We start from the raw sequence: 26202 nt of genomic DNA on the forward strand, positions 1-26202 counted from the left end.
CCCCGACACGACCCCTCCCCTGCGGTTCGGGGGTGGTTGTCAAGGCATCTTTCCCGCCTTGACAACCACCCCCGAACCGTCAGCACACTCGGGCTTCGGGGTGCCCCACGCAACCACCCCCGGCGCAATGTCGCCCCCCAGGGCGACGAGCCACCCCGGCGCTTCCTCCCACCCCCACCCCGAAACCCATGGGATCATCACCCCCGCCAGCAACCCAGGGACCAGGGAGCCAGCATGACCACCGGCCGTTCAGCCGACGCTGAACTCAACAGCGGCATCCTCCCCGGCAACGTCCGGGCAGACGACTGGATCATGCTCGCCCTAGCCGTCCTCTCCACCGGCATGCTCGCCTGGCTCCTCATCACCCCGCCCCCACCCGCCCTCAGCCAATGGTTCTTCCCGGCAGACTGCGTAATCTGCGGCATCTTCCTCCTGGAACTCCTCCACCGCTGGCGCAAACAAGCCTGGCGAGCCGCCTTCCTCGCCCGCACCTGGTACGAGGTCTTCGCGATGATCCCCGTCGCCCACCCGGCCTTCGCCGCGAACCACCACGTCCTGGGCGTAATCCTCCTGATCATCCGCCTGGGAAGGGCGGCCGACCGCGCCGTAGGCGAGCAATTCACCTACCGCCTGGTAGACAAACTCTCCGAACCGATAGTCCGCGCCATCAAAAAACCAGTGACCATCGCCGTCCTCGACGAGGTGGTCAAGGTTCTGGAAACCGGAAACTACCCGGAGAACCTCGCCAAATCCCTCAGCGAGAACAAGACCGAACTGCGCGCCATCATCACCGAAAAGATCTCCGAAGACCCGCAGCTGGGCAAACTCCGCCGCCTCCCGTTCCACGACGAGATCGTCCGCGCGACCGTCGACACGTCGTTCCGGGTCCTGCTGGAGGTCCTGCTGGACCCGCGCATCGACGACTTCTTCTCCGCTGTCGTCCGCGACAACCGCGAGCAGATCCGCCGCGCGGTCGCGCTCGGACTGGCCGATGTGGACGACTCCTCGCAGGAGCAGCTCCTGCGCACCCGCACCCAGCGCACCGCCGCGCACGAGTACGACGCTCAGCATCCGCGGCCTTGATCATCCATTGTGGACATACCTACCGTACGCCGTCGGACGCGCACTCTCCGTTGCAGCACAGGGAATTCACAGCTAGAGCCCAGTGCTGGAAGCGTCAACCGCTGAAAGAGTGCACTGTGGTCGCCCGGTATGCGCGCAGGCGGCTGGAGTAGGGTGTGATCTCTCGTTCCGTTGCTGCACAAGGGTTGTGTTGGCGCGAGTACGGGGCGTTCCCGGCGGGTCCGAGGCAGACTGGAGCCGGCGGGGAGGTTTGAGCGCTGGTTTGGAGTCGTGAACGTGATTGATGGCGGGCAGCAGGCACGCAAGTGCCGTCGGCGGGACTGTGCGGAGGATTCCTTGTGGCGCGGGCTGTGTTCCGTGCACTGGAACCGCTGGCAGAGCGGCGCGGACGCGCTCGAACTCCCCGACGACGACGTTCCCCCGCCGCCCGCGCAGGTCTGGTGGCCGCCCGAGCGTTCGCAGGCGCCGCTGAGCAGCCGGATGCCGGGCTCGTAGCGCTTCTCAGCCACGTTCGGCGCGCGCCTGATTACCTTGGGCCACCGAAGAAGCAGTGCCGGTGTCCCCGGACACCCGAGTGCCCGGGGAACACGCGCTTACCGGCGTGAACGCGGGATGCGCGGCTCGTCCGGCCTGGCGAGCATGCGCACCAGCCGGGCTCGGGCCACGCGGTAGAGCAAGTCGCCGCGATCGTCCGGGACGACTCGGCCGTCGAGATCCCGGCCCGTCGCCCGCACCACCACCTCGACCGCCTCGGCGGGCACCCGGCCCGCGAATTCCCCGGTCAGCCACGTGGTGACCTCGTCGGTCACCCGGCTTCGCACCGTCATCGGACACTCCAGTCTCCGGTCGCGGGGCCGTTCGGGGCGGCCCCGGCACTGGTCCGACGGCCGCGCCCGGGCACCGTGACGCGAAAACCGGAGAGAAACTCTTTCCCTTCGATGCGAGAAAACCCGGTAGTAGGTCACCGCAGCGCGTTGCGGGCGATCACCTCCGCATACCACCGCGCGCTGCGCTTCGGCGTGCGCCGCTGGGTGCGGTAGTCGACGTGCACCAGGCCGAAGCGTTTCGCGTAGCCCTCGGCCCATTCGAAGTTGTCCAGCAGCGACCAGTAGAAATATCCGCGCAGATCCACGCCTTGGACCAGTGCGTCGTGCGCGGCCCGCAGATGCGCGTCCAGGAAGGCGATGCGGTCGTCGTCGGAGACCTCGCCGTCGCGGACCGGGTCCGGATACGCCGCGCCGTTCTCCGTGACGTACAACGGCACCGGCGGGTAGTCCCGATGCACCTGGAGCAGTGATTCGGTCAGCCCAGTGGGGTGTACTTCCCAGCCGGAATCGGTGCGCGGCGCGGCCAGGTCCGGGACGAAATGCACGTGGTCGGCTCCCGGCCACTCCCGGCCCGCCGGAGTGCTTCCGGGCCGCGCCGAACCGGCCACCCGGTAGCCGCGGTAGTAGTTGACGCCCAGCCAGTCGATGGGTTTGCCGAGCACCGCCTCGTCGCCGTCGCGCACCACGGTGTCGAAGCCGAACCGGGCCAGGTCTTCGCGCAGGTCAGCGGGGTAACCGCCGCTCAGCAGCGGGTCGAGGAACAACCGGTTCTGCAGACCGTCGATCCGGCGGGCGGCGTCGGCGTCGGCGTCGGCTGGAGAGTCCGCGACGACCGGGTACAGGTTCAGCGTGATCCCGGACGGCGAGCTGGTGTGCTGCCGGAGCACGTCCATCGCCAGTCCGTGCCCCAGCAGCAGGTGATGCGCCGCGGCGACGGCGCCCTCCGGCGACGTCCGGCCGGGCGCGTGCACTCCCGAGCCGTAGCCGAGCATCGCCGCGCACCACGGTTCGTTGAGCGTCGACCAGCTCGCCACGCGGTCGCCGAGCCGGGCCGCGACGGTCTCGGCGTATTCGGCGAACCGGTAGGCGGTGTCGCGCGCGGTCCAGCCGCCCCGGTCCTCCAGCGATTGCGGTAGATCCCAGTGATACAGCGTCGCCCACGGCTGGATGCCCGCGGCCAGCAACTGGTCGACGAGCCGGTCGTAGAACGCCAGGCCGCGCGGCTCCAGCTTGCCGTGCGGCAGGATTCGCGGCCAGGAAAGGGAAAACCGGTACGCGGTGAGGCCGAGCGAGCGCATCAGTGCGACGTCTTCGGCGTAGCGGCGGTAATGGTCGGCCGCCGGGTCGCCGGTGTCGCCGCCGGCCACCGCGCCCGGGCGGGCGGCGAAGGTGTCCCAGACGGACGCCTCGCGGCCGTCGGAGGTGGTCGATCCTTCGACCTGGAAGGCCGCCGTGGCGGCGCCCCAGACGAACGCGTCCGGGAACGCGAGCACGTCGGGGATCGGCTGTGCGGACATGGTCACCCTTTCACGGCGCCTTGCATGATCCCGGCCACGATCTGGCGGCCGAGCAGGAGGAAGACGATGAGGATCGGAATCGTGGCCAACGTGGTGCCCGCGAGCACCAGCGAATAGTCGACGTAGTAGCCGCTCTGCAGTTTCTCCAGCGCCACCTGCACGGTCGGATTGCCCGCGTCGAGCACGACCAGCGGCCACAGGAAATCGTTCCAGGACGTCATGAACGTGAACATGGCGAGAATCGCCGCGGCCGGGCGGACCGCGGGAAGGCACACGTTCCAGAAGATCCGGATCATGCTGCACCCGTCCACGCGCGCGGCTTCGATCAGCTCATACGGCAAAGCGTCCACTGTGTACTGACGCATCCAGAACACGCCGAACGCGGTGACCAGATTCGGCACGATCACCGACTGCAGCCCGCCCGCCCAGCCGAGCTTCGACATCGCGATGAACAGCGGGATGATGCCGAGCTGGGTCGGCACCGCGAGCGTCACCACGATGAACACGAACAAGCCGTTACGGCCGCGGAAGCGCAGTTTCGCGAAGGCGAACCCGGCCAGCGACGAGAACAGCACCGTGGTGAGCGTGACCGTGCCGGACACGAGAACGCTGTTGCCAAGCGCCCGCCAGAACGGCACGGTGTCGAACACCCGCGCCGCGTTGGCGAAGAAATTGCCGCCTGGCAGCAACGGCGGGATCCGTTCGGTGAGCATCCCGTTGTCGCGGCTGGCCACGAGAAACGACCAGTAGAACGGGAACAGCGAGCCGAGCACGAACACGATCAGCACGCCGTAGGTCGCCTTGCGCGGTTTGCCGAGGCGGGCCGCGCTTGCCCGCAAGCTGGCTTGCACGGTCATGTGCGCCTCCCCGCGAGCCGCCCGGTGACGAAGTAATTGATCAGCGCGATCACGACGATGATCAGGAACAGCACCCACGCGATCGCGGACGCGTAGCCGAGATCGAAATTCTCGAACGCGGTCTGGTACAGGTACAGCGTCACGGTCTGGAATTGGTGGGTGGAACCGCCGTTGTTCGATCCGGGCATCGCGTCGAACAGCTTGGGTTCGGTGAAGATCTGCAGCCCGCCGATCGTCGAGGTGATGGCGACGAAGATCAGGGTGGGTTTGAGCAGCGGCAGCGTCACGTGGGTGAACCGGCGCACGGTGCCCGCGCCGTCGATCAGCGCGGCCTCGTGCAATTCCTTCGGAATCGCTTGCATGGCAGCGAGAACGATCAGCGCGTTGTAGCCGGTCCACCGCCAGTTCACCATGATCGCGATGGCGACGTGGCTGGCGAACCGGTTGGCCTGCCAGTCCACAGGGGACAGTCCGAGGGTTTGGAGCACGCCGTTGACGAGCCCGTACCGCGGGCCGAACAGGTTCGCGAAAATGATCCCGAGCGCCACCAGGCTCGCCGCGTAGGGCAGCAGAATGCCGACCCGCCAGCCGGTCGCGCCGCGCAGCCGCAGCGTGAGCACCGCGGCGAGCAGCACCGCGATGATCAGCTGGGGCACGCTGGACAGCAGGAAGATGCTGATCGTGTTTTCCAGCGCGTGCCAGAACTGCGTGTCCGCGAACAGTTCCTTGAAGTTGTCCAGTCCGATGAAGTCCGGATTGTCGTCACCGGCCTTCCAGGAAAACAGCGAGACGTACGCGGTGTAGAGCAACGGGAACATGCCCACAATGGCGAACACGATGAAGAACGGCGCCACGTAGAGATAGGGCGAGACTTTGACGTCCCAGCGCGCCAGCCGGTCGCGCAGGCCGGGCCGCGGCGCGGTGGGAGGACGCGTCGTGACCCGGCTTTCCGGAGCGGTCTTGTCGGTGACAGTCATCGTCAGCGGGCGAGTTTCTTCGCGCCGTCGACCAACCGCTGCCAGCCGTCCGCGGCCGAGGCGCCCTGTTCCACCGACTGCAGTGCCGGGCTGGCCACGTTTTCCTGGATCTGGCCGTCGTTCGGACCCTTGTACTGCGGCTTCGCCACCTTCTTCGCCTGCTCGGCGAACAGTTCGCCGATCTTCGCGCCGCCGAAGTACGCGTCGGTCGCGTTCAGCAGTTGCGGGCTTTCCAGCGCCTTCGTCTGGCTCGGGAAGTTGCCCTTGGCCTCGAACGCCTTGATCTGCTGCTCCGGTGCGGTGAGCCAGGCGGCCAGCTCAGCCGCTTCGCGCGGGTGCTTGCTCTGCGTCGGCACCGTCAGATACGACCCGCCCCAGTTGCCGCCTCCGCCGGGAAACGCCGCGGTGACCGCCCATTTGCCCGCGTTGTCCGGCCCCGCCTGTTCCTTGATCACCCCGAGCATCCACGCCGGGCAGGCCTTCGTCGCGAACGCGCTCTGCTTGAAGCCGGAATTCCATTCGTTGCTGAACGCGGTGAGCTTCGCCGATTCGCCCTTCGCGACCGCGTCGGTCACCTTCGTCCAGGCGTCCCGGATGCCCTGGTTGTTTTCCACGGTGAGCTTGTCGCTGGTGTCGAGGTAGCCGACCGGCAGCTGGTTGACCATGGAGTTGAAGTTCTGCGCCGCCGAATCGAACCACGCCTTGCCGGTTTTGGCGGTGTACTGGGCTCCGGCCGCGAAATAGCTGTCCCACGTGGCGAACAGCGGTTTCACCGCCTCCGGGTCGCTGGGCAGCCCGGCCGCGGCGAGCAGGTCCTTGCGGTAGCACATGGCGAGCGGGCCGATGTCCGTGCCGTAGCCGATGAGCTTGCCGTTTTTGTCTTTGCCCGCCTCGTATTTCCACGAAAGCCAGCGGTCCGGCGAAACGCCCGAGGGGCCGATCTGGCTCAGGTCGTTGAACTTCGAGGACTTGCTGAGGATGTCCGACAGATGGCCTTCTTCGACGGCCTGCACGTCGGCGAGGCCGGAGCCTGCCGCGAGCTTCGTCATCATGTCCTGGGCGTACGGCCCGCCCTGACCGGTTTTGCGGTGGGTGATCTTGATGTTCGGGTGCAGCCGCTCGTACTCCGGGATGAGCGCCTCGTAGCCGAACTCCGTGAACGTCGCGAGCGTCAGTTCGACGTGCTCGTTCGGCCCGGCCGCCGCGGGCACGTCGCTTCCGCCGCCGCACGCCGCGGCGCTCACCGCGGTCATCGTGATGCCCAGTGCCAGCACCAGGCCCTTCCGGAACGTTGTCACCGTCGTCAACCCCTTGGAAGTCGTTCTGGGAGCGCTCCCAGATGCCGAACGAGTGTGTTGCAGGTAACGGGGGATGTCAAGGCTGGAGTATCCGGGAGCGCTCCCGGCGGGACGTGGTTAAGCTAGCCCGACCGACAGTCAGGGGGGTGGGCGGAGTGGCGCCTCGGTCCGAGGACGAGCGGCCGACGCTGGAGGACGTCGCGGCGTTCGCCGGGGTTTCGCGGTCCACCGCGTCGCGTGCGCTGAACGACGACGCGTACGTCAGCGCGCGCTCGCGGGAAAAGGTGCTGGCCGCCGCGCGCGATCTCGGGTATTCGCCGAATCAGGCCGCGCGCTCGCTGGTCACCCGGCGGACCGGCGCGATCGCGGTGGTGCTGTCGGAGCCGGAAGCGCGGCTGCTCGACGACCCGTACCGGACCGCGGTGATGCGGGCGGGCTACCGGGAACTGGCCGACGTGGGCTGTCAGATGGTGCTGCTTTTCAGCGACACCCGCGAGGATCTTGGCCGTACCGTGCGGTTTCTCGAGGGCGGACACGTCGACGGGGTGCTCGTCTTCGCTCCGCACCGCGCCGATCCGCTGCCCCGTGCGTTGCGGTTGCTGCGGTTGCCGGTGGTGTTCGGCGGACCGGCCGCCGATCTGCGCCGGGGCGTGTACCTGGTGGATTTCGACAACGAGGGCGGTGCCCGGCAGGCGGTGACGCACCTGGTGGAATCTGGCCGCCGCCGGATCGCGACCATCGCCGGCCCGCAGGACCAGGGCGCGCCGATCGACCGGCTCGCCGGCTGGCGCGCGACGCTCGTGGACGCCGGGATCGACCCCTCCGGGCTGGCCGAGGAGGCGGACTTCACCCTGGCCGGCGGTGCGAAAGCGATGGCCGCGCTGCTGGAACGGGTGCCAGACCTCGACGCGGTGTTCGTCGGCAGCGACATGATGGCGGTGGGCGCGCTGCGCACCTTGGCCGACGCTGGCCGCAGCGTGCCCGGCGACGTCGCGGTGGTCAGCTTCGACGACAACGCCGCGCTCGCTCCGGCCATGACGCCGCCGTTGACCTCGGTGCACCAGGATCCGCGCGAACAGGTCCACGCGATGGTCTCGACGCTGATGCGGTTGCTAGACGGCGAGGACGTCGCGCCGGGCGCGCAGATCTTGCCGGTGTCGCTGGTCGTCCGCGAGTCCAGCTGATCCGTCACCCCCGAAGCGCGGCCGACCGGCGCATGAACGCCACGTACAGCGCGCCGGGCACGATCAGGCCTAACAGCCATGAAATGTCCGCGCCGCCGAGCAATGGTGCGATCGGGCCGACGAAAATGCCTTCGACGTTGGCGAATGGGATCTGCACCGCGATCCCGAGCACGTAGGCGGCCAGCGCGGGCCAGGCCCAGCGTCCGTAGCGGCCGTTCGGGTCGTAGAGCGCGTCGAGATCGTACTTTTCCTTGCGCAGCAGGTAAAAATCGACCAGGTTGATCGAACTCCACGGCGTGAGGAAGTACAGCAGGAAGTCGAGGAACAGCACGAAGTTCGACAGGAACTGGCCGCGGCCGAGGATCGCGATCACCGCGCCGACCACGCCGACGCCCGCGATGTAGCCGATCCGCGTGGCCTGGGAGAGCGCCGCGCGGCGACCGAAACCGGTCAGCGCGGTCGCGACGGTCATGTAGCCGCCGTAGATGTTCAGCACGTTCACGGTGAACTTGCCGAGCGCGATGGCCAGCAGCAACGGGATCAGCAGCGCTTCACCGCCGAGGCCGACGACGTACGCGACTTCGTGGCCCTTGAACGCCTTCCCGGCAATGGCGTACGCCAGCGCGCCGAACGACATCGCCCACACCGCGCCGAGAACCGTCCCGCCGTACGTCCACCAGAAAGTCGCGCGCACCGACGTCGCCGACGGCAGGTAGCGCGAGGTGTCGGCGACGTACGGGCCGAAGGTCAGCTGCCACGACGCGGTCAGCGAGACCGCGAGCAGGAACTTCGGGAAGTCCAGGTGCGGCGCGGCGAGCACGGCGCCGAGGTCGTGCCCGCTGATCAGCCGGATCGTCAGGTAAAGAAAGACCACCACGGACAACGCGGACGCGACCCAGCCGAACCGGTGGATCAGCCGGTATCCGACGATCGCGATCAGCGCCGAGGCGAGGGCGTAGACCGCGATCGCGGCGTCCGTCGGCAGGTGCGTGATCTGAGCGACCGCCTGGCCGCCGAGCAGCGAACCGCTCGCGAAGTAGCCGAGGTACATCACGACGACGAGCACCAGCGGAAGCGCCGCGCCGTACACGCCGAACTGGGCGCGCGACTGGATCATCTGCGGAATCCCGAGTTTCGGCCCCTGCGCGGCGTGCAGCGCCATCGGAATGCCGCCGAGCGCGTTGCCCGCCACGACCGCGACGATCGCCCACAGTGGATGCACGCCGACCAGCACGGTCAACGCGCCGGTGACCGCCGAGGTGATCTGCGTGTTCGCGGCGAACCACAGGGTGAACAGGCTGCGCGGGTGCCCGTGCCGCTCGGACTCCGGAACCGGGTCGATCGAGCGTCGCTCCAGTGTGGCCGCCACGTGCCCCTCCTGCGGTTCTTCGGTGAATGCGCTGGACGAACTCAACGTCAGCACGGCCCTGGCGGCCAAGTAGCCGCCGGATGATTGTGTCTCGGATCCCAGACTCTCACGCGCTGTCAGTGTCTGGCAGCGCAGTGCCAGCGGACTGTGCGGACGGTGCCAGCCGCGGCCGTCAGTCTTCGGAGGTCACTAGCGCACAGGGGAGAACAATGCAGACTCCAGTCACCATCGTCGGCGCCGGTCTCGGCGGACTGACTTTGGCCCGGGTCCTGTACCTGCACGGGATTCCGGCCACGGTCTACGAAGCCGAACCGTCGCCGATGTCGCGGTCCCAGGGCGGACTGCTCGACATTCACGATTACAACGGCCAGCTCGCGATCGAAGCGGCGGGCCTGATGGACGAGTTCCGCGGCCTGATCCTTGAAGGCCGTCAGCAGATGCGGATCCTCGATCCCGACGGCACCGTCCTGCTGGACCATCCTGACGACGGCACCGGCGGCCGTCCCGAACTGCTGCGCGGCGAGCTGCGGCAGATGCTGCTCGACTCGCTTCCGGACGGAACCGTCCACTGGGGACGGAAGGTCAGCGGCGTCCGCACCGTCGCCGACGGTCACGAGGTTTCCTTCGCGGACGGTGGTTCGGTCTTCGCGAAGCTGCTGGTCGGTGCGGACGGTGCCTGGTCGCGGGTGCGGCCGCTGCTGTCCGACGCCGTGCCGGAGTACCTGGGCCTCGCCTTCGTCGAGACCTACCTCTACGAGGCCGATACCCGGCACCCCGCGGCGGCGAAGGTCGTCGGCGGTGGCGGAATGGGCGCGCCGGGGCCGGACCGCCGCATCATGGTGCACCGTGAACGCGGCGACACTCTGCACACCTACGCGATGGTGAAAAAGCCGCAGGAATGGTTCGACGCACTCGAAAGCCTGGACGCCCGGGCCGCCCTTGCCCGGGTCGCGGCCGAATTCGACGGCTGGGCCCCGGAAATCCTCGAACTGATCTCCGGCGGCGACACCGCGCCGATCCTGCGCCGGCACTACACGCTGCCAGGCGTGCGTCGCTGGGAGCGGGTCCCCGGCGTGACGTTGGTCGGCGACGCGGCGCACCTGAGCGGCCCGAATGGGGAGGGCGCGAACCTGGCCCTGCTCGACGGCTCCGACCTCGCGCAATTGCTGGCCGCGCATCCGGACGACGTCGAGACCGCGCTGGCCCAGCACGAGGACCGGATGTTCGCCCGCAGCGCCGAGGTCGTCGCCGAATCCGCGGAGATGGTCAAGCGGATCACCGCCGACCACGGCAAAGACACCGCGAAGGTCGTGGCCGACGGGTTCCGCCGGATGCTCGCCAAGAAACGGAAGCAGGCTGAGCCGGTCAGTTGAGGCCGCGCATCCAGTGCGACCCGGCCGGACGGATCAAGCTCCGGCGAGGCGATGCGCTTTGAAGAACTGAAGAATCACCGGCGTGGCGTCAATGGCGGTTGGGGTGTCGGAGTCGTTGTTCGGGCGGGTGCTCGGCCAGACGTGTCCGGCTCCCTCCACCCGGAAATGCACCAGCGAACATCCGGGCCACCACTGCGTCACCACGTCGCGCACCGGAGAAACCGTTACCGGATAAGGGAAACAGCGATCGCGCGCGGCCCACCCGGCCAACCAGTCCGGAATGGACGGAAGGCCTTTGCCCGGATTGCCCGCGTAGGGAATGGTGGTGTCGGCCGTGCCGTGGAAATCGAGCAACGCGACCTTTCGGCTCGGCTGGCACGCACCGCCCTGGGGGTAGAACGCGCCGGAAACCGGGGCGAACGCGGCGATCCGGTCGGCCATCCGGCACGCCAGCACGCCGACGAACCCGCCGCCGTTCGATTTGCCCGCCGCGTAGATCCGCGCCGGGTCCACGCACATCCGGTGCTCCAGCGAGGTGAGGAGGTCGCCGGTGAACTGGACGTCGTCGACCGGGGCCGAGTAGGGCGCGCCGGTCCAGGCGGATTTGCCGTCGGTGCCGGGAAGGCCCTGCGGATACACGGCGATCACGTCCGAGCCGGAGAAACCGGACAGCTGTTCCTGGTACTCCGCCGTCCGGCCGTGCCCGTGAAAGGAGAGGACGACCGGGTACTGCCGGTGCGGGTTGTACCGCGCGGGAACGTAGATCCGGTACTCGCGCTCAATGCCGCCGGAGGTCAACTGCTCGACTGTCGTGGTGCCAGCACTGGGCACCGCCCGCCCGCACCCGGCCGTCGACGCTGGCTCAGCCGAAGCCGAAGCTGGCGCCGCGAGCAGCCCGAGCCCGAATATCGCGGCCAGCACAGCCACGCCTGCACGGAAACGTCCGGACATCCGATCCTCCTCGATCGACGGGCGAGCGCGACCATAGTCACCCCGCATCGGCCCCGGACGAACCTTTCGTTCATTGAGTTAACGACTACGCTCGCTGGGGTGACGGACGCAGAAGAGTCCTCTGTCAACCGCATCACCGGCGGCCAGTTCGACAAGGTCGTGATGGCCGGAGCCGTGCACGGCGACATCAACGTGGGCCGATCGGGCGACAGCCCGGCGCAACTGGCCGACCCGCTCATCGCCTCGGTGCGGCTCCAACCGGGCGGAACCCTGGCCGACCTAGTCCTCGACACTGATCCACCGCGGGTCGCCGTGCCCGGCGGGACCGTCCACGTCGTCACGGTGGAAGCCAGGACGACCCGCGCCGTCGTCCTGCAATCCGCGCGGGTCGTGGTCGTGTCGCGGACCGCCCCGCGCCCAGCCTGCCTGCGCGTCCGGATCGGCGCGCACCTGCAACCACGCCCGTTCACGACCAACTTCGACGCCCCCTCGCCGCGGCTGGTCGCGCAGGGCTTGGATTTCCCGTTCACCGTCAGCGCGACCGACATCGAGCAGTTCGAGATCGAACCGATCACCACCACCCACGAGGTCGCGTGGCGCCTGGAAGTGGACTGGATCTGCGCGGGCCGCCACGGCACGACGGTCATCGACAACCAGGGCGAACCGTTCCACGCTTACCCGGTGCCGGTTCTCTTCTCCGGCCGAGACCATTCTGTGCTCAGCTCCGGCTGCGACCTATTCCACGAACGAGGTTGCCCGGCCAGGCTGCTCGAAGCGTCCGGGAAACCCGTTTCGCTCTGGGATCGCGAACAGCCGCCGCCGTATCCCGTGCTGCCCCCGGTCACGAGGGACGAGATCCCGCTCGACCTGGATCTGGACCCAGACCTCAAGGATTCGTGGCCCGCCTACCGCCGGGTCGCGGTGGCCGTCCGGATGTCGGCCGCCTCCGGCGATTTTCGCGGCCACGAACCGCCGGAGTACCGCGCGCTGCTCATCCGGGTCCTGCGCTACCTGTTCGTCTCCGGCCAGGCTCGCCCCGGTGTCGCTCTCGGCCGCCTCCTCCACGCTGAATGGACCGCGACGTTGGGCGAGGACCACCCGGACACCCTCGCCGTCGCGAACCGCCTTGCCGGTTGCCTGATCGGCGTCACCGATTACCCGGGGGCGCGCGACCTGCTGGCCGATCTCCTGCCCCGGGTCGGCCGCGTGCTGGGCGAGGACGACCCGCTGACGCTGGTCGTCGCGAGCAATCTCTGCGTGGTGTACACGGAGTTGAACGAATACGAGCGCGCCCGCGAGCAGACAGAGGACGTCCTGGCCCGAAGCCGCCGCGTGCTGGGCCTGGACGCCCTGGGCACCCTGCGCACGACCGGCAACCTGGCCCAGATCCACCTCCGCCTCGGCGACCGCGCTGCGGCCCTGGCGGTGCTGGAAGACCTGCTGCCGCGGTGCCGGAGAGCGCTGGGGGAGGACCATCCGCAGACGGTGAGCGCGGCCGCAGTACTTGCTCGGGTGCTGGAGGAAGAGGACTGAGTCAGGATTTGCCTTGCTGGAGCGCGGTTTCCGCTGCTTCGGGAGGACAGCTGGCGAGGATCAATGCGGTGACGGTGCCGCCTCGCCGTTCGAGGAACCGCTGCCGCGCGCCCGGGCCGACCGTGGCGTTTGCCCCGACGCTCCCGCCCCGAGGTCAAGGTCGGCAAAACCCCTTGGCCGCCAGCACCCGCTCCACCGAAGCTGTCACCTGCGCCCCCGGCAGCTCCCCGCTCTCCACCGCCCGCTGCAGCCGATCCACCACGGCCCCCACGTCGTTGTGCCCGGACGAGAACAACGCCTGATCCGCCCCCGCCTGCAACGCCTTCAACACCGCGTCCGGCAGCGCGAACCGGTCCGTGATCGCTTTCATCCCGCCCAGGTCGTCGGTGATCACCGGCCCGGTGAAGTGGAACTCGTTGCGCAGCAACCGATACGCCTCCGGGGCCAGCGAGGCCGGTTCGTCGCCGGTCAGGCCGGGCACCTCGAGATGGCCGACCATCACCCCGACCTGCCCGTACTCCGAGATGTCGCGATAAGGCACCAGATCAACGCGGCGCAGCTGGTCGAGCGGCGGCGTGACGACAGTTCCGCGGTGCGAGTCGCCGGATCCGTGGCCGTGGCCCGGGAAATGTTTCAGCACCGGCTGCACGCCGCCCGCACGCAGGCCCTCGGCGAACGCCAGTGCGTACTGCCGCGCCTTTTCCGGATCCGGGCTGTACGAACGGTCGCCGATCACCGCGTTGTCGGGCTCGTCGCTGACGTCCGCGTCCGGTGCGTAGTCGACCGTCACCCCGCGTGCGCGCAGTTGCTTGCCGCGTTGTTCGCCGATCGCGCGCACCTCGTCCGGGGTCTTCGAGGCCGCCAGCTGCCGGGCGCTCGGGAGCGAGCCGTCGAGGTCGTCGATGCGCTGCACCCGGCCGCCCTCCTCGTCGACCGCGACCGAAACCGGGATCTTCGCGGCCCGCTGAACCTCGTCGAGCGCGCCATTTTGCAACAGCGTGGTCTTTTTGTCCCCCACGAAGATCCCGCCGACCTGCTGCGCCCGCACGAGGGCCGCGACGGCCGCCGGATCGCCCGCGTTGACGCCCGGCACCACCAGTTGCGCCACGCGCGCCCGCGGATCCATCGCCGACACCGCCGACGCGCATTCCGACTGCCCGGGCAGGGTCCGCGCCGGGGAAGTCGGCGCAGGTGGAGCCGCTTGCGTCGAACTTCCCGAACTGGGTGCGGTGAGCGGGGTGGGCGTCGCTGTTCCGGAAACGGAACGTTCCCCGGAACACGCGGAAAGTGCACATATGAGCGTTAACGCGCTGACGGCGCCTGCGGTGCTCCAGCGGGGTCGGGCCTGCGCCTTCATCATTTCCTTCGCGAGTTCGGACGGGTCTGTCGTGACGGTAACCGAACCCCACCGGCGGGCCCAACTTCACGCTGTGAAGAATGAGCGCGTCCCGACTAGAGATTTCGTGAAGCCGCGGTAGGCACACTGGCTGGCACACGACAGGCGAGTGCTCTGCACCGGGGAGGCAGCGATGAATCAGGTCAAGGTGGCGGCGTGGGCTTCGGACCCGATCACGCTCGCGGGCCTCATCGACCATTTGCGCACGCGCCGCGAGGTGCGGGTGATGCCGGGTCAGCAGCGCGGTGAAGCCGCGGTGCTCGTGTTCGCCGCCAACCGGGTCACGCGCGAGGTGAAGGCGGCGCTGCGGGCCGCGGCCTCGGAGACGCCCGCGGCCATCGTGTTCATCGCCGGATACGTGGACGCCGACGATCTCGCCGAGCTGGCCGCCTGGCACGTCGCCGCGGTGCTGCCGCGCGACGCGATCGGCGGCGACCAGCTGGTGCGCAGCATCGTGGCCGCCGCCTCCGGGCGCGAGACGTCGATGCGGGATCTGCTGCGCCAGGCCGAGACCCTGCGGCGCGACGGCGAGGCCACCAGCCTGTCGCCGCGCGAGGTCGACGTGCTGCGGCTGATGGCCGAGGGCTGGGACACCGCGGAAATCGCGAACAAGCTCTGCTACTCGGAGCGGACCGTGAAGAACGTGATCTACGGCATGACGAACCGGCTCAAGCTGCGGAACCGTCCGCACGCCGTCGCCTACGCGCTGCGCGCCGGAGTGATTTAAAGGATGCTCACCACGTGCGAAAGCTGACCCGGCGCCCGGCCGTTGCCGCGCTCGCCGCCGCATTCTTGCTACTGGCGGCCGCGTGCGGTTCCGCCGCGTCCTCGGGAAAGATCACGCTGAGCGTGGCCACGTTCGGCGAGTTCGGCTACGCGCCGTTGTTCGAACAGTACGAGAAGGACCATCCGAATATCGAGATCCGCAGCCGGGTCACCGATTTCGACACGCATTTCAAGAGCCTCGCCACGCAGCTGGCGGCCGGGCGCGGCGCGGCCGACGTCGTCGCGGTCGAGGAGCAGTACATCCCGAAGTACATCCGGGCCAAGGACAAATTCGTCAACCTGGCCGAGTACGGCGCGGACAAGCTGAAACAGCAATGGGCTCCGTGGAAGTGGGCGCAGGGCACCTCGGGCGATTACGTCTTCGGGCTCGGCACCGACATGGGCAGCCTCGCGATGTGCTACCGCCGGGATCTGTTCCAGCAGGCCGGATTGCCGACCGAGCGCAAGGCCGTCGCGGAGCTGATGCCGGACTGGAACGGGTACGCGAACGTCGCCGCCCGGTTCACCGAAAAGCTGCCGAACGTGAAGTTCGCCGATTCGGCGGGCACCGTCTACACCGCGATGCTCAACCAGTCGCCGGAGAACTACTTCTCCGCCAAGGACGATTCCTACATCGCCGACCGGAACCCGAGCGTGCGCAACGCCTTCCAGCTGTCCGGCGGGCTCGCGCAAGCCCACGAAACGGCAGGCGCGACCACTTATACGCAAGCTTGGAACGTCGCGATCAAACAAGGCACTTTCGCTACCATCGCATGTCCGGCGTGGATGCTCACGCAGATCAAGGAAGCCGGCGGCGAAGCGGTCAGCGGCAAATGGGACGTCACGACGGTGCCGGGCAACAGTGGTAACCAGGGCGGTTCCTTCCTCGCCGTGCCGAAGCAAAGCGCGCACCCGAAGGAAGCCTACGATCTCGCGCAGTGGCTCACCGCGCCCGCGCAGCAGAAACGGCTTTTCCTTTCCGACGGAATCCTGCCAAGCGAACCGAGCGTGTACCAGGACCCGCAGGTCATCGCGCACACCGATCCCTACTTCTCGAACGCCCCGGTCGGCCAGATCTACGCGGCGTCGGCGGACAAGCTGCGGCCGAACTACCGCGGCCTGCACGACGCGGACGTGCGTCCCGAATTCGGCCGCGCGCTCGGCCGGATCGAGGACGGGAGCGAGAACGTCGAGCAGGCATGGGCCGACGCGGTCCGGATGGGCCGCGACGCGATCAAGTAGCTGTCGTGGACCGCAAGCTCACCCCCTACGCCTTCATCCTGCCGTTCTTTGTCCTTTTTGGAGTGTTCGGCGTCTTCCCGCTGCTGTACACGTCGTGGGTTTCGCTGCACCGGTGGGATTTGCTTTCCGGCCCGGAAGGCGGGCTGGGCTTCGCGAATTACGTGGCGCTGTTCGGTGATCCGCGGTTCTACAACGCGCTTTTCAACACCGTCAGCATCTTCCTGCTCGCCGCGATCCCGCAGTTCTTCCTCGCGCTCGGCATCGCCGCGCTGCTGAACCGCCCGCTGCGGGCGGCGACCTGGTGGCGTGCCGGGCTTTTGCTGCCGAACCTGGTGTCCGTGGTCGCCGTCGGGCTGGTGTTCGCGCAGCTGTACAGCTCCGGTTACGGCGTGGTCAACGAGGTGCTCGGCTGGTTCGGCGTGCCGCCGGTTTCCTGGCAGTCGCACCAATGGTCGTCGCATCTCGCGGTGGCGAGCATGGTGATGTGGCGCTGGACCGGCTACAACGCGCTGATCTACCTGGCCGCGATGCAAGCGGTGCCCCAGGATCTGTACGAGGCCGCCGCCCTCGACGGGGCCTCGCGCTGGCGGTCGTTCTGGTCGATCACCGTCCCCGGCATCCGGCCGACGATCGCGTTCACCGCGGTCGCGGGAACGATCAACGGGCTCCAGCTGTTCGCCGAGCCGCAGTTGTTCGACGCCACCGGCAACAGCGGTGCGGGCGGCAACGACCGGCAGTTCCAAACCCTCACGATGTATCTGTACGAAAAGGGCTTCGGCAAATTCGACGCCGGATACGCGGCGGCGCTTTCCTGGGTGATGTTCCTGATCTGCCTGGCCTTCGCGATCTTCAACTACCGGCTCGTGCGCCGGTTCGTGAGCGCGCCGTGATCCGCCGGGGCCGGGCCGGGGCCTGGGTGTACGCGGTGCTGGTGGGGCTGGTCGCCGCGTCGCTGTTCCCGCTGTACTGGTCCTTCGTGGTGTCCACCCGGGACAACGCGGCGATCGGCGAGACCTCGCCGCTGCTGCTGCCCGGCGGCCACCTTGTCGACAACATCCAGCGCGTCTTCGCCACCGTCGACTTCTGGCTGGCGATCGGCAACTCGCTGATCGTCGCGACGACGGTGATGGTTTCCAATGTGATCCTGTCCAGTTTCGCGGGCTTTTCCTTCGCCCGGCTCCGGTTCCGTGGCCGCAACACGCTGTTCTTCCTCGTCGTCGGGTCGGCGATGGTGCCCGCGCAGCTCGGCGTCGTCCCGCTTTACCTGGTGGTGAGCGACTTCGGCTGGTACGGCCGGCTGGAGGCGGTGATCGTGCCCGCGCTGGTGAGCGCGTTCGGCGTGTTCTGGATGCGCCAGGCCTGCGAAGGCTCGATCGACCAGGACCTCGTGGACGCGGCCACTGTGGACGGAGCGTCGATCCTGCGCACGTTCTGGCACGTGGCAGTCCCGGCGATCCGTCCACAAGCGACCGTCCTGGCCATGGTGACCTTCCTCGGCGCGTGGAACGACTACTTCTGGCCACTGGTGGTCCTGGACCCGGCGCAAACGCCGACCGTGCAGGTGGTCCTGTCCCAGCTGGCCAGCGGCTACTTCACCGACTACGCCTTGATGCTGACCGGCGCGACCCTGGGCGTGCTGCCGGTGATCGTCCTTTTCCTGCTGCTCGGCCGAAACCTGGTGCGCAGCATCTCAACCGGCTTGACCCGGGCGTAGCTCACGAGACGTAACGTCCGAAAAACCCGGCCAACGCCTCCCGCTGCACGGCAATGCTCGCTCGCGGATCGATAGTCCCGATCCGCGTCTGCCGCACCTTCGGATCGACCGGCACCCGCTGCGCCAGCTCCGGCAGGAACCACTGGACATCGGTGTAGCTGTAGTGCATCGCGGTCGCCAAGGTGATGTCCCGCTTCGGTGCCGAAGTGTGTTCCCACAACGACTTCCACGCCGGTGACGTCCGATGGCTGCGCGCCTGACCGTCGCTGGTGCTGCCGGGCGACCCCATCAGCAGCACCGGCCGCGACACCCCTTCCGCACCAGCGCGGGTGAGCTGCTTGCCGTCGACGTCGTAGGCGAGCCAGCCGTCCAGATCGGCCGCGGCGTCCACCCGGGAGTCCACAGTGGATACCTCGGCGGCGGTATCCCCGCCGAACGAATGCCCGGCCAGCCCAACGCGGCTCAGGTCCATCGCCTTGCCCAGCTCGGGAAGACCCGGCAGCTGGTCAAGAACGAACCGGACGTCCGCGACCCGCGTGCGCATCCCGGCCACGAGATCCTTGCTCTGCTGGGAGAACACCACCCGTCCGTCCGGGAACACGACGAACGGCGCCTCTCCGGTGTGATCGATGGTAACCACGACGTACCCGCGGCTGGCGAGATCCTCGGCGGTCGCGCTGCCCAGCGCCCGCAGCGACGCCCAGCCCGGCGAGTACACGACCACCGGCCACCGACCCCGCACCGGCGCGTTCGCCCGCGCATGCGTCTCGACGGCCGCCCAGTCGACCTTGCCGGTCGGCAACCCCAGCGCCGGTGCCGCGCCCTGGTCGAAATACGGCGCGGCTTTAGCGGGCAGATACCGCGCCTTCGGACCAGCGCCAGGCCGGGTCGGGTACCAGACGCTGATCATCAGCTCCCGGTTCCGTGCCTGATCGACGAGGTGGACGTCGCGTTCGCCAATCGGGTGCGGCCCAGTGGGCGTAGGCAAGTCGAAAGTGGTCGCGGCCGCAGCGGGCGTGGAACCCAGTGCGGTGACGAGGAGGGCGGCGGCGAGGATCGTTCGAAAGCGCATGCCGGAACTCTGCCGCTTCGTCCGTACTTCCCGCGCCTGCCGACCGTCTCCGGTCACCCCCGACTTTCGTCAACCCGTCCGTCGCGCCACGGTCGTCGCCAGCTCGCTGCGCGACGGCGCGTCCAGCTTCCCGAGCAACCGCACCACATGCGCCTGCACCGTCCGCCGCGGCAGCCGCAGCTCCGTCGCGATCTCCGGATTGGACCGGCCAGCCGCGACGAGCCGGGCGATGCGGACTTCCAGCGTCGACAGCGACTCCCACCCGTGCTCGGGCCGCGCCGACGCCAGCGAAGCTCCACGTTGCACGCCGACCGCTTGCAGCCTCTTCTCCGCGTGCTCCAGATTCCACGCCGCCGAAAGCTCGGTGTACAGCGAAGCGGCCTCGTCGAACGCGGCCTGCGCGGCATCCAGCCGGCCGACCCGAGCCAGCAGCACCGCCGAGTCCTCCAACGCGCTGGCCAGCTCCGGTTTCCGCCCCACCGCACGGAAATGCTCCGCCGTCCGCAGAACCGGCTCCGGATCCTCGCCCAGCAACCCCCGGCACCATTCCGCGGCCGCGAACGCCCGCGCCGGATCGAGTTCCTTCTCCGCCTCTTCGACGCACACCGCCAGCGCCCGCTCCGCCGCGGCCCGGTCGCCCGCCGCCAACGCGATCTGCGCGAACTGCGGCAACCACTGGTGCCGCAACATCATCTGGGCGTAAGTCGGGTTCAGGATCGGCTCGAACACCCTGATCGCCTTCTCCAGATCGCCCTGCTGATAGGCGACCAGCGCGTGCGCGGCAAGCAAAAAGTCGAAACTCTCCCGCTCGGCACTGGTCGCGGGCGCGTGTTCCTCCGCCGCGTCCAGCAACGCCGCCGCTTGCGCGTGCTCGCCTCGCCGGGCCGCGATGAGCGCCGCGACCCCGTGCAGCAGCAGCGCCGCGGCACCGGGTTCGCGCAGGCCGAAGAAGGTGATCGCCGGACCGTCCTCGGTCACCGTGTCCAACTCGACCAGAGCCTCGTCCCAGCGGCCTTCCCAGTACCGGTGCACCGCGACGGAAACCTGCAGCCCGCTCGGCATGCTGTGCCGCCGCGTCACCTCGGCGGCCTCTTGCAGCGTGCGGTTCGCGTCGTCCAGCCGGTCGAGGTTCTGCAGCGTGAAGACGCGGTTGTCCAGCAGATCCAGGTGCAGATCGGCCAGTTCGTGATCGTCGCCGACCGCCGCGATCGCCTCGTCCACGTGCTTCAGCGCGCTGGCGTGCCGCCGCCGCACGGAATCGACCAGCCACAACGTCTGCAGCGCGTGCGCGGTGAGGTAGCGGTCGCCGTCCGCCTCGGCCCGCGCGCGATGTGCGGTCTTTTCCGCGACATCGAGGTCGTCGAGTCCGCCGCGCCGGAAATTCGCGAGCAGATGGCGGCCGCGGACCCGCCACAGCTCCGGCACTCCCGGGTCCTTCGCCGGATCACCGAGGGTTTCCACGGCGAGCTGGACATCTCCGCGGCGGAACCGCATCGCGGACACGACATGGCGCATCTCCGCGGCGTGGTCCGGATCGCGGCATACCTCAAGTGCTTGCAGCGCAAGGTCTTCCGGATTGCGTTCGAGCCGGAACAACACCCGCACCAGCGCGACCAGCAACGGCTCGCGGCGCGGATCGTCGTCCTCGACCACGGCGAGCGCCCGCTCCAGCAGTTCGACCGCGATCAGCGGGGCTCGGTTCGACACCGCGCTCTGGTGCTCCACCAGCCAGTCCAGCACCCAAGGGTCCACAGTGGACGGAACGGCCACGAGCTGCTCGGCGACCCGCTTCACCGGCGCGCCGATCTTGGCCAGCGCCTCGGCCGCCTGCCGGTGCTGCGCGGCCCGGGTTTCCGGCGGCAGATGGTGGTACAACGTCTGCCGCAGCAACGGAAGCCGGAACGCGAGCTGGGTTCCGGTGTCGAGCAGGATGTTGTCCGCCACGGCCGTTTCGAGCGGACCGAGCAGGTCGGAGGGACGCTGCCCGAGCACCGCCGCGATGTCGCCGACCGCGAACTCCATGCCGAGGATCGCGCCCCACCCGAGCACGTGCCGGGTCTGCTCGGGCAGCAGCTCCAGCCTCCGGTTGACCGCCGCGACAATCGATTCCGGCGGCTCGAACCGGTGCGGATCCGGGACGTCGGCGAGCCCGTCGCGGTGCTCGACCGCGCCCGAGTGCACGAGCGCGTCCAGCATTTCCTTGAGGTACAACGGATTGCCGCCAGCGCGCGCGGTCAGGTCCCGCAGCCGCGGCCCCGGGTCGGCCCCGATCTGCCGCTGCAGCAGGCACAGGACGTCGCCCTCGCCGAGCGGGCCGAGGTCGAGCACAACCCCGTCGCGCGTCTCGACGCCGCGGCGCAGCTGGGTCATCTGCGGTCGTTCCGGGGCTGGTCGCGTCGCGGCTACCAGCAACAACGGCAGCTGCCGGGCGGCAGCGGACAGCCGATGCCACACCAGCACACTCGGCTCGTCCGCCCACTGCAGATCGTCGACCACGAGCAGCAGCGGCGATTCGGCGCACAGCTCGTCGACGAGCGCCAGCAGCCGGTCCACCGAGTCCAGTACCGGGTCGCCGACGCGCCGCATCGGTTCCTCGCTGCTCAGCGCGACGCGGGCCCGGCGCGGATCCGGCGAATGCGGGTCGATCGCCAGGCATTCGTGCATCACCTGCAACGGAAACCGCATGCTCAGCTCATCGGCGGTGACCCAGGCGACCTGCAATCCGCGGACGTCGCCGAACGCGTGCGCCAGCAGTTCGGACTTCCCGATCCCGGATTCGCCTTCGATCCACACCGCCCGGCCCCGGCCCGCGCGGACGTCGTCGAGCAGCTCGCGCAGCTTGCCGACCTCGGCTTCCCGGCCCAGCAGCGGATCCCGCGGCACCCGCACGGCCGGCTCCGGCACCTCCGGCCGCGGCAGGTCCAGCGCGGGATCCTCGGCGAGCACGCGCTGGTGCAGGTCGCGCAGCCCCGGCCCCGGTTCCACGCCCAGCTCCGCGCGAAGCGTGCGGCGTGCGTCGCGGAAAACGTCGAGCGCGTCGGAATGCCGGCCGCTGCGGTAGAGCGCGAGCATCAGCGAGGCACGCAACGATTCGCGCAGCGGATGTTCGGCGGTGAGCGCGGTCAGCTCGGCGATGATCTCCTGGTGGCCGCCCAGTTCCAGTCGGCTGCGGGCGATCCGGTCCAGTGTGTCGATCCGAAGCTCGGCCAGATACGCGCGATGCCGCTCGGCGAAATTGCCCGGCACCCCGGACAGCGCTTCACCGTGCCAGAGCTTGAGCGCGGCGCTGAATTCGGCCACCGCCCGGTTGTGCGCCCCGGCCTCAGCCTCGTGTTTGCCCGCTTCGCGGTGCTGCTCGAACTTCGCCGCGTCCAGTGCTTCCGGTTCGAGGTCGAGCGTGTAGCCCGCCGGAGAAGACTCGAGCACGGTCGACGCGGACCACCGGGTGCGTTCGGGCTCCAGCGCCCGGCGCAATCCGGAAATATAGGTGTGCACGCTGCCTTCGACACTGGCCGGCGGCGAATCGCCCCAGACGCCCGCGATCAGCTCGGCGCGGGGCACCGGCCGTCCGGCGGCGACCGCGAGCATGGCGAAGACCGCCCGCTGCCGCGCGGGTCCGAGCGAGATTTCGGTCGTCCCGCGCCAGGCGCGCAACGGGCCGAGCGCCGTCACCCGCAAATCCCCTGGCATGCCGTTCCATTCGCCGTGTTGACCGAGTTTACCGATCGATCATGGACGCGAGTCCACCCCGGTTCACTCTCCTGCCGCACGCGCGCGGACCGGACTGGCCCGCCGGATGCCGTACGGCTGCATCCGCGTCTCGGCCCGCCGCACGTCCCAAGACGCGCCGACCGAGGTGTAGCTGGTGAGGGCCGCGAGGAAAGCCGTGCGCGCCTCGTCGAGACGGCGGTATTCGGCGAGCAGGATCGCGGCGTCCTCGCTCGCCCGGGCGTGCTTGAGCATCCGTCCGGCGGACTCGTAGTGCGTGGCGGCGCCGAGGATCGCGTCCGGATCGGCGGTGACCAGGCCCCGGCAGTGCGCGGTCGCCGCGGTGTGCGACGGGGGCGTGTCGTACCCGCTGGTGTCGCCCATCAGCCGCAGCGCCCGGAACGCGTGCGGCTGGTCGCCGAGTTGCATGGCCAGCCGGGCGAGGTCGGGCAGCCACTGCTGGCGCGCCGCGGGCGGGTAGTTCTGCTCCAGCAACGGCAGCAGCGCGGCGAGTGCGGCTTCCGGATTTCCCTCCAGCTCGGCGAGCTGGGCGCGCGCGGCGAGCAGGTAGTCGCCGCCGTTCGGTTCGAGACCGTGCGGGAACTGGTGCCGAGCCGCCGCGTCGAGATGCGCGCGGGCCTCTTCCGGCTCGTCGCGGTGGCTCGCGATCAGCGCGCCGACGCCGTGCACCAGCAACGCCGATCCGGGACTGCGCAACACATACGACGCGGTTTCCGCGCCACCCCGGATCACCGTGTCGAGTTCGGCGAGCGCCTCGCCCCAACGGCCGCGCCAGTAGTAGTGCACCGCGCCGGCCAGATGCATTTCCCCGGGCACCGCGCGGGTCGCGGCCAGCCGTCGCGCGGTGCTCAGATCCGCGTCGTTGTCGAGCCCGTCCAGCACGCCCAGCTCGGACAGATCCGGTGCGGCCGCCTGGTGGTCGACGGCGAACCGTTCGATGGTGGCGCGCAGGGTTTCGTGCCGTCCCCGCCACATCTCCGGCACCTTCGGATCGGCCAGCGTGCGGCGCACTTCCGCGGACGCTTCGGCGAATTCGCCGCGGCGGTAGTAGATGTAGGCGAGGATCCAGCGCATTTCCGCGGCCTGCCTGCTGTCCTTGGTGCGCGCGACGACCGACCGCGCCTCGGCCTCCGGTTCCCGGCCGAGCCAGAACAACAGCCGGGCGAGCGTGGCGGTGAGCGGTTCGCGGGCCTCGGCGGGCAGCACCGCCTGCTTGACCACCTGTTTGAGCAGATCCACCGCGATCCGCGGCGACTGCGCGGCGACCGTGCCGATGTGCTCGACCAGCCAGTTCGCCATCCACGGGTCCACCTGCGCGGGCGCGGCGGCCAGCTGCTCCGCGACGCGTTCCGCGCCCGCGCCCGCGCCATCGAGCGCCTCGGCCAGCTGCCGGTGCAGCGCGACGCGCATCGCGGCCGGGGTCTTTTCGTACAACACGCGGCGCAGCAACGGATGCCGGAACGCGAGGAGGTCGCCGGACTCGACCAGCACTTCCGCGGTGAGTGCTTCCTCGACCGCGGCGACGAGCGCGGTCGGCGCGCGTTCGGTGGCGATCGCGATGTCGGCGAGCGAGAATTCCTTGCCCAGCAAGGCCGCCCAGCGCAGCAAATCCCGCGCGGAACTGGAGAGGAAGATCAGGTACAGCGTGATCCGCGAGCCCAGCGGCGACGGAATCGAACGGCACGAGGAACCGTCCACGATCGCGTGTGCGCCGTCCAGCAGGATCATCGAATTGGCGAGCAGGGTTTCGACGATTTCCGTCGCGTAGCGCGGGTTTCCGGCGGCATGGCCGAGCAGCAGCGAGAACATCCGGTTCGGCGGCGCGCCGGTGAGGCCGGCGGCGATCTTCCGGATCTCGTTGTCCGGCAACGGTTCCAGCCGCAGCAGCGAGGTCGCGCCGGACGACAGGTCCGCGGCCAGCGCTTCGAGCGCGGCCGAGCGGGGGAGCGGACGGCTTGCTCCGACGAGCAGCAGCGGCAGTCGCCGGGTCTCGCGGGCGAGGTGCTGCCACACCTGCAGCGTGGTGTCGTCGGCCCACTGCAGATCGTCGACCACGAGCGCGAGCGGTCCGTCCGCGCAGAGCTGGCGGACCAGCCCGAGAATGCCCTCGACCGGGTCCAAATCCGGATTCTCGGCGAGCGCCACCGCCAGTTCCGCGCGACGCAGATCCGACGCGCGCGGGTGCACGCCGAGCGCGTCCAGCAGCGGGCGCAGGGCAAAGCCCTGGTCGAGCGAGTCAGCGGCGGCGAACAGCGCGGTGCAGCCGCTTTCGTGGGCCAGCGCGACGGTTTCGGCCAGCAGCGCGGTCCGGCCGATCCCCGGCTCGCCCTTGACCCACACCGAACGGCCGAGGCCGCCGCCGAGACCGGCGACGGCCTCGCGGAGGAGCTGAAGCTCGTTCTCGCGTCCGACAAACGTCGCCGGGCGCGGCGGCAGCGCCGGCAGCGGGAAGCGGGGAACCTTGGCGGCTGGCGCGGGCGCGGGTGCTTCGTCGGCGGCCAGCAGCTTCTCGTACAGCTCTCGCAGGCCTGGCCCCGGTTCGGTCCCGGACGCATCGACCAGCCGCTCGCGCAGCTTGGTGTAGACGGTGAGCGCCTCCTGGCGTCGGCCCGCGCCGTCGAGCGCTCGCATGAGCAGACCGTGCAGCGGCTCGCGGAGTGGGTGCTCCGCGGCGAGTTCGCCGAGCTGAGCGACAAGCCCGGCGGATTCGCCCGAGTCCATCGCCAGCTCGGCCCGGCGCTCGACGGTGGCCAGCCGGAGTTCCTCCAGCCGCACCCGCTGCGCTTCGGCGTAATGCCCGGACAGGCATTGCAGCGGCGTGCCGTCCCACTCCGCGAGAGCCTCGTCGAGCACGCTCCGCGCCTCCGCCCGGCGGCCTTCGGCGAGCAACCGCGTGCCGAGGTCGCGCAGTGCGCTGAACCGGTGGACGTCGATCTGCTCGGGCTCTACACAGAGCGAGTAACCGGAACCGGTGGAGGCGATCAGCCGCGATTCGCCGCCTTTGCGACGGCCCGGTTCGAGCACGCGGCGCAGCCCGGAGATGTAGGTGTAGATGCTCCCTTGCGCGCTGGCCGGGGGCGAATCGCCCCATACCGCGTCGATGAGCACTTCACGGGAGACGGTGCGGTTGGCGGAGAAGGCGAGCACCGCGAAGACTGTGCGCCGATGAGCGGAACCGAGGTCGAGCTGCCGGTCGCCGAGCCAGGCTCGCACCGGTCCGAGCAGCTGGATTTCCGGCGCCGGGACGCCGCCGGATGCCGACATCGGTCTCCCTTCACGCGCTGACGGATCGTCACACGCCGGATGCCACTGGTG

The 26202-nt window shown here is 69.3% G+C and carries 20 protein-coding genes; 9 read left to right on the forward strand and 11 right to left on the reverse strand.

The genetic code is table 11. From position 1 onward, the window contains the following. The first annotated feature begins 234 nt into the window (after window positions 1-234). Complete coding sequence (locus ACZ63D_RS09480) at window positions 235-1083, forward strand: ion transporter (protein ID WP_465353842.1); 849 nt, start codon at window positions 235-237, stop codon at window positions 1081-1083. Between the two features lie 270 nt (window positions 1084-1353). Then, complete coding sequence (locus tag ACZ63D_RS09485) at window positions 1354-1578, forward strand: hypothetical protein (protein ID WP_465353843.1); 225 nt, start codon at window positions 1354-1356, stop codon at window positions 1576-1578. A 98-nt stretch (window positions 1579-1676) separates the two neighbouring features. Here the strand turns inward: ACZ63D_RS09485 and ACZ63D_RS09490 are convergent, their stop codons facing one another. The 5 genes from ACZ63D_RS09490 to ACZ63D_RS09510 form a co-directional block, all read right to left on the reverse strand. Next, entirely contained in the window at window positions 1677-1910 is a 234-nt protein-coding gene (locus ACZ63D_RS09490) for a hypothetical protein (protein WP_465353844.1), read from the reverse strand. 134 nt (window positions 1911-2044) lie between these two features. Next, the gene (locus ACZ63D_RS09495) at window positions 2045-3427 is read right to left on the reverse strand and encodes a GH1 family beta-glucosidase (RefSeq protein WP_465353845.1); all 1383 of its coding nucleotides are present in this window, start codon (window positions 3425-3427) and stop codon (window positions 2045-2047) included. Window positions 3428-3429: 2 nt separating this feature from the next. Then, window positions 3430-4284: a carbohydrate ABC transporter permease gene (locus ACZ63D_RS09500; RefSeq protein ID WP_465353846.1), complete on the reverse strand. Its 855-nt coding sequence runs from the start codon at window positions 4282-4284 to the stop codon at window positions 3430-3432. Then, complete coding sequence (locus ACZ63D_RS09505) at window positions 4281-5261, reverse strand: carbohydrate ABC transporter permease (protein ID WP_465353847.1); 981 nt, start codon at window positions 5259-5261, stop codon at window positions 4281-4283. Before ACZ63D_RS09505 ends, ACZ63D_RS09500 begins: the two co-directional genes overlap by 4 nt. A 2-nt stretch (window positions 5262-5263) precedes the next feature. Then, window positions 5264-6514, reverse strand: coding sequence for an ABC transporter substrate-binding protein (locus ACZ63D_RS09510; protein WP_465354735.1), 1251 nt, complete (start codon window positions 6512-6514; stop codon window positions 5264-5266). A gap of 200 nt (window positions 6515-6714) precedes the next feature. On the opposite strand from ACZ63D_RS09510, the gene ACZ63D_RS09515 reads away from it, so the two are divergent. Further along, entirely contained in the window at window positions 6715-7743 is a 1029-nt protein-coding gene (locus ACZ63D_RS09515; RefSeq protein ID WP_465353848.1) for a LacI family DNA-binding transcriptional regulator, read from the forward strand. A 4-nt stretch (window positions 7744-7747) separates the two neighbouring features. Here the strand turns inward: ACZ63D_RS09515 and ACZ63D_RS09520 are convergent, their stop codons facing one another. Next, window positions 7748-9112: a purine-cytosine permease family protein gene (locus ACZ63D_RS09520; protein ID WP_465353849.1), complete on the reverse strand. Its 1365-nt coding sequence runs from the start codon at window positions 9110-9112 to the stop codon at window positions 7748-7750. Between the two features lie 209 nt (window positions 9113-9321). Here ACZ63D_RS09520 and ACZ63D_RS09525 point away from each other — a divergent pair, with 209 nt between their 5' ends. After that, entirely contained in the window at window positions 9322-10485 is a 1164-nt protein-coding gene (locus ACZ63D_RS09525; RefSeq protein WP_465353850.1) for an FAD-dependent oxidoreductase, read from the forward strand. A gap of 33 nt (window positions 10486-10518) precedes the next feature. Here the strand turns inward: ACZ63D_RS09525 and ACZ63D_RS09530 are convergent, their stop codons facing one another. Then, window positions 10519-11436, reverse strand: coding sequence for a CE1 family esterase (locus tag ACZ63D_RS09530; protein WP_465353851.1), 918 nt, complete (start codon window positions 11434-11436; stop codon window positions 10519-10521). Window positions 11437-11535: 99 nt separating this feature from the next. Between ACZ63D_RS09530 and ACZ63D_RS09535 the strand changes: the two genes are divergently transcribed. Continuing rightward, window positions 11536-12969, forward strand: a complete 1434-nt coding sequence (locus tag ACZ63D_RS09535; RefSeq protein WP_465353852.1) for a tetratricopeptide repeat protein — start codon at window positions 11536-11538, stop codon at window positions 12967-12969. A gap of 154 nt (window positions 12970-13123) precedes the next feature. On the opposite strand, the gene ACZ63D_RS09540 is transcribed toward ACZ63D_RS09535, so the two are convergent. Further along, window positions 13124-14095, reverse strand: coding sequence for a glycoside hydrolase family 3 N-terminal domain-containing protein (locus ACZ63D_RS09540; protein WP_465353853.1), 972 nt, complete (start codon window positions 14093-14095; stop codon window positions 13124-13126). Window positions 14096-14498: 403 nt separating this feature from the next. Here ACZ63D_RS09540 and ACZ63D_RS09545 point away from each other — a divergent pair, with 403 nt between their 5' ends. Genes ACZ63D_RS09545 through ACZ63D_RS09560 form a run of 4 tightly spaced genes read left to right on the forward strand, consistent with a single transcriptional unit; the run spans window position 14499 to window position 18086 of the window. Beyond that, window positions 14499-15092 carry a helix-turn-helix transcriptional regulator gene (locus tag ACZ63D_RS09545; RefSeq protein WP_465353854.1) on the forward strand — a complete coding sequence of 198 codons (594 nt, stop codon included), beginning with the start codon at window positions 14499-14501 and terminating at the stop codon, window positions 15090-15092. 14 nt (window positions 15093-15106) lie between these two features. Continuing rightward, complete coding sequence (locus ACZ63D_RS09550; RefSeq protein ID WP_465353855.1) at window positions 15107-16372, forward strand: extracellular solute-binding protein; 1266 nt, start codon at window positions 15107-15109, stop codon at window positions 16370-16372. Then, the gene (locus tag ACZ63D_RS09555) at window positions 16330-17262 is read left to right on the forward strand and encodes a carbohydrate ABC transporter permease (RefSeq protein ID WP_465353856.1); all 933 of its coding nucleotides are present in this window, start codon (window positions 16330-16332) and stop codon (window positions 17260-17262) included. Before ACZ63D_RS09550 ends, ACZ63D_RS09555 begins: the two co-directional genes overlap by 43 nt. Then, a complete protein-coding gene (locus ACZ63D_RS09560) occupies window positions 17259-18086 on the forward strand; it encodes a carbohydrate ABC transporter permease (protein WP_465353857.1) in 828 nt (275 codons plus the stop codon). Before ACZ63D_RS09555 ends, ACZ63D_RS09560 begins: the two co-directional genes overlap by 4 nt. 1 nt (window position 18087) lies before the next feature. On the opposite strand, the gene ACZ63D_RS09565 is transcribed toward ACZ63D_RS09560, so the two are convergent. From ACZ63D_RS09565 to ACZ63D_RS09575, 3 genes are all read right to left on the reverse strand, one after another. Further along, window positions 18088-19158, reverse strand: a complete 1071-nt coding sequence (locus tag ACZ63D_RS09565) for an alpha/beta hydrolase family protein (protein WP_465353858.1) — start codon at window positions 19156-19158, stop codon at window positions 18088-18090. A gap of 69 nt (window positions 19159-19227) precedes the next feature. Next, window positions 19228-22848: a BTAD domain-containing putative transcriptional regulator gene (locus ACZ63D_RS09570; protein ID WP_465353859.1), complete on the reverse strand. Its 3621-nt coding sequence runs from the start codon at window positions 22846-22848 to the stop codon at window positions 19228-19230. 63 nt (window positions 22849-22911) lie between these two features. Beyond that, complete coding sequence (locus ACZ63D_RS09575) at window positions 22912-26151, reverse strand: BTAD domain-containing putative transcriptional regulator (protein WP_465353860.1); 3240 nt, start codon at window positions 26149-26151, stop codon at window positions 22912-22914. Between the last annotated feature and the right edge of the window lie 51 nt (window positions 26152-26202).

This window comes from Amycolatopsis sp. NPDC104775, from assembly GCF_055583325.1.

Excerpts from the sequence above, each read along its gene's own strand:
- ACZ63D_RS09480 (WP_465353842.1), top strand. The coding sequence starts at position 235 with ATGACCACCGGCCGTTCAGCCGACGCTGAACTCAACAGCGGCATCCTC.
- ACZ63D_RS09490 (WP_465353844.1), bottom strand. The coding sequence starts at position 1,910 with ATGACGGTGCGAAGCCGGGTGACCGACGAGGTCACCACGTGGCTGACC.
- ACZ63D_RS09495 (WP_465353845.1), bottom strand. The coding sequence starts at position 3,427 with ATGTCCGCACAGCCGATCCCCGACGTGCTCGCGTTCCCGGACGCGTTC.
- ACZ63D_RS09500 (WP_465353846.1), bottom strand. The coding sequence starts at position 4,284 with ATGACCGTGCAAGCCAGCTTGCGGGCAAGCGCGGCCCGCCTCGGCAAA.
- ACZ63D_RS09505 (WP_465353847.1), bottom strand. The coding sequence starts at position 5,261 with ATGACTGTCACCGACAAGACCGCTCCGGAAAGCCGGGTCACGACGCGT.
- ACZ63D_RS09510 (WP_465354735.1), bottom strand. The coding sequence starts at position 6,514 with ATGACCGCGGTGAGCGCCGCGGCGTGCGGCGGCGGAAGCGACGTGCCC.
- ACZ63D_RS09525 (WP_465353850.1), top strand. The coding sequence starts at position 9,322 with ATGCAGACTCCAGTCACCATCGTCGGCGCCGGTCTCGGCGGACTGACT.
- ACZ63D_RS09530 (WP_465353851.1), bottom strand. The coding sequence starts at position 11,436 with ATGTCCGGACGTTTCCGTGCAGGCGTGGCTGTGCTGGCCGCGATATTC.
- ACZ63D_RS09540 (WP_465353853.1), bottom strand. The coding sequence starts at position 14,095 with ATGGATCCGCGGGCGCGCGTGGCGCAACTGGTGGTGCCGGGCGTCAAC.
- ACZ63D_RS09545 (WP_465353854.1), top strand. The coding sequence starts at position 14,499 with ATGAATCAGGTCAAGGTGGCGGCGTGGGCTTCGGACCCGATCACGCTC.
- ACZ63D_RS09555 (WP_465353856.1), top strand. The coding sequence starts at position 16,330 with ATGGGCCGACGCGGTCCGGATGGGCCGCGACGCGATCAAGTAGCTGTC.
- ACZ63D_RS09565 (WP_465353858.1), bottom strand. The coding sequence starts at position 19,158 with ATGCGCTTTCGAACGATCCTCGCCGCCGCCCTCCTCGTCACCGCACTG.
- ACZ63D_RS09570 (WP_465353859.1), bottom strand. The coding sequence starts at position 22,848 with ATGCCAGGGGATTTGCGGGTGACGGCGCTCGGCCCGTTGCGCGCCTGG.
- ACZ63D_RS09575 (WP_465353860.1), bottom strand. The coding sequence starts at position 26,151 with ATGTCGGCATCCGGCGGCGTCCCGGCGCCGGAAATCCAGCTGCTCGGA.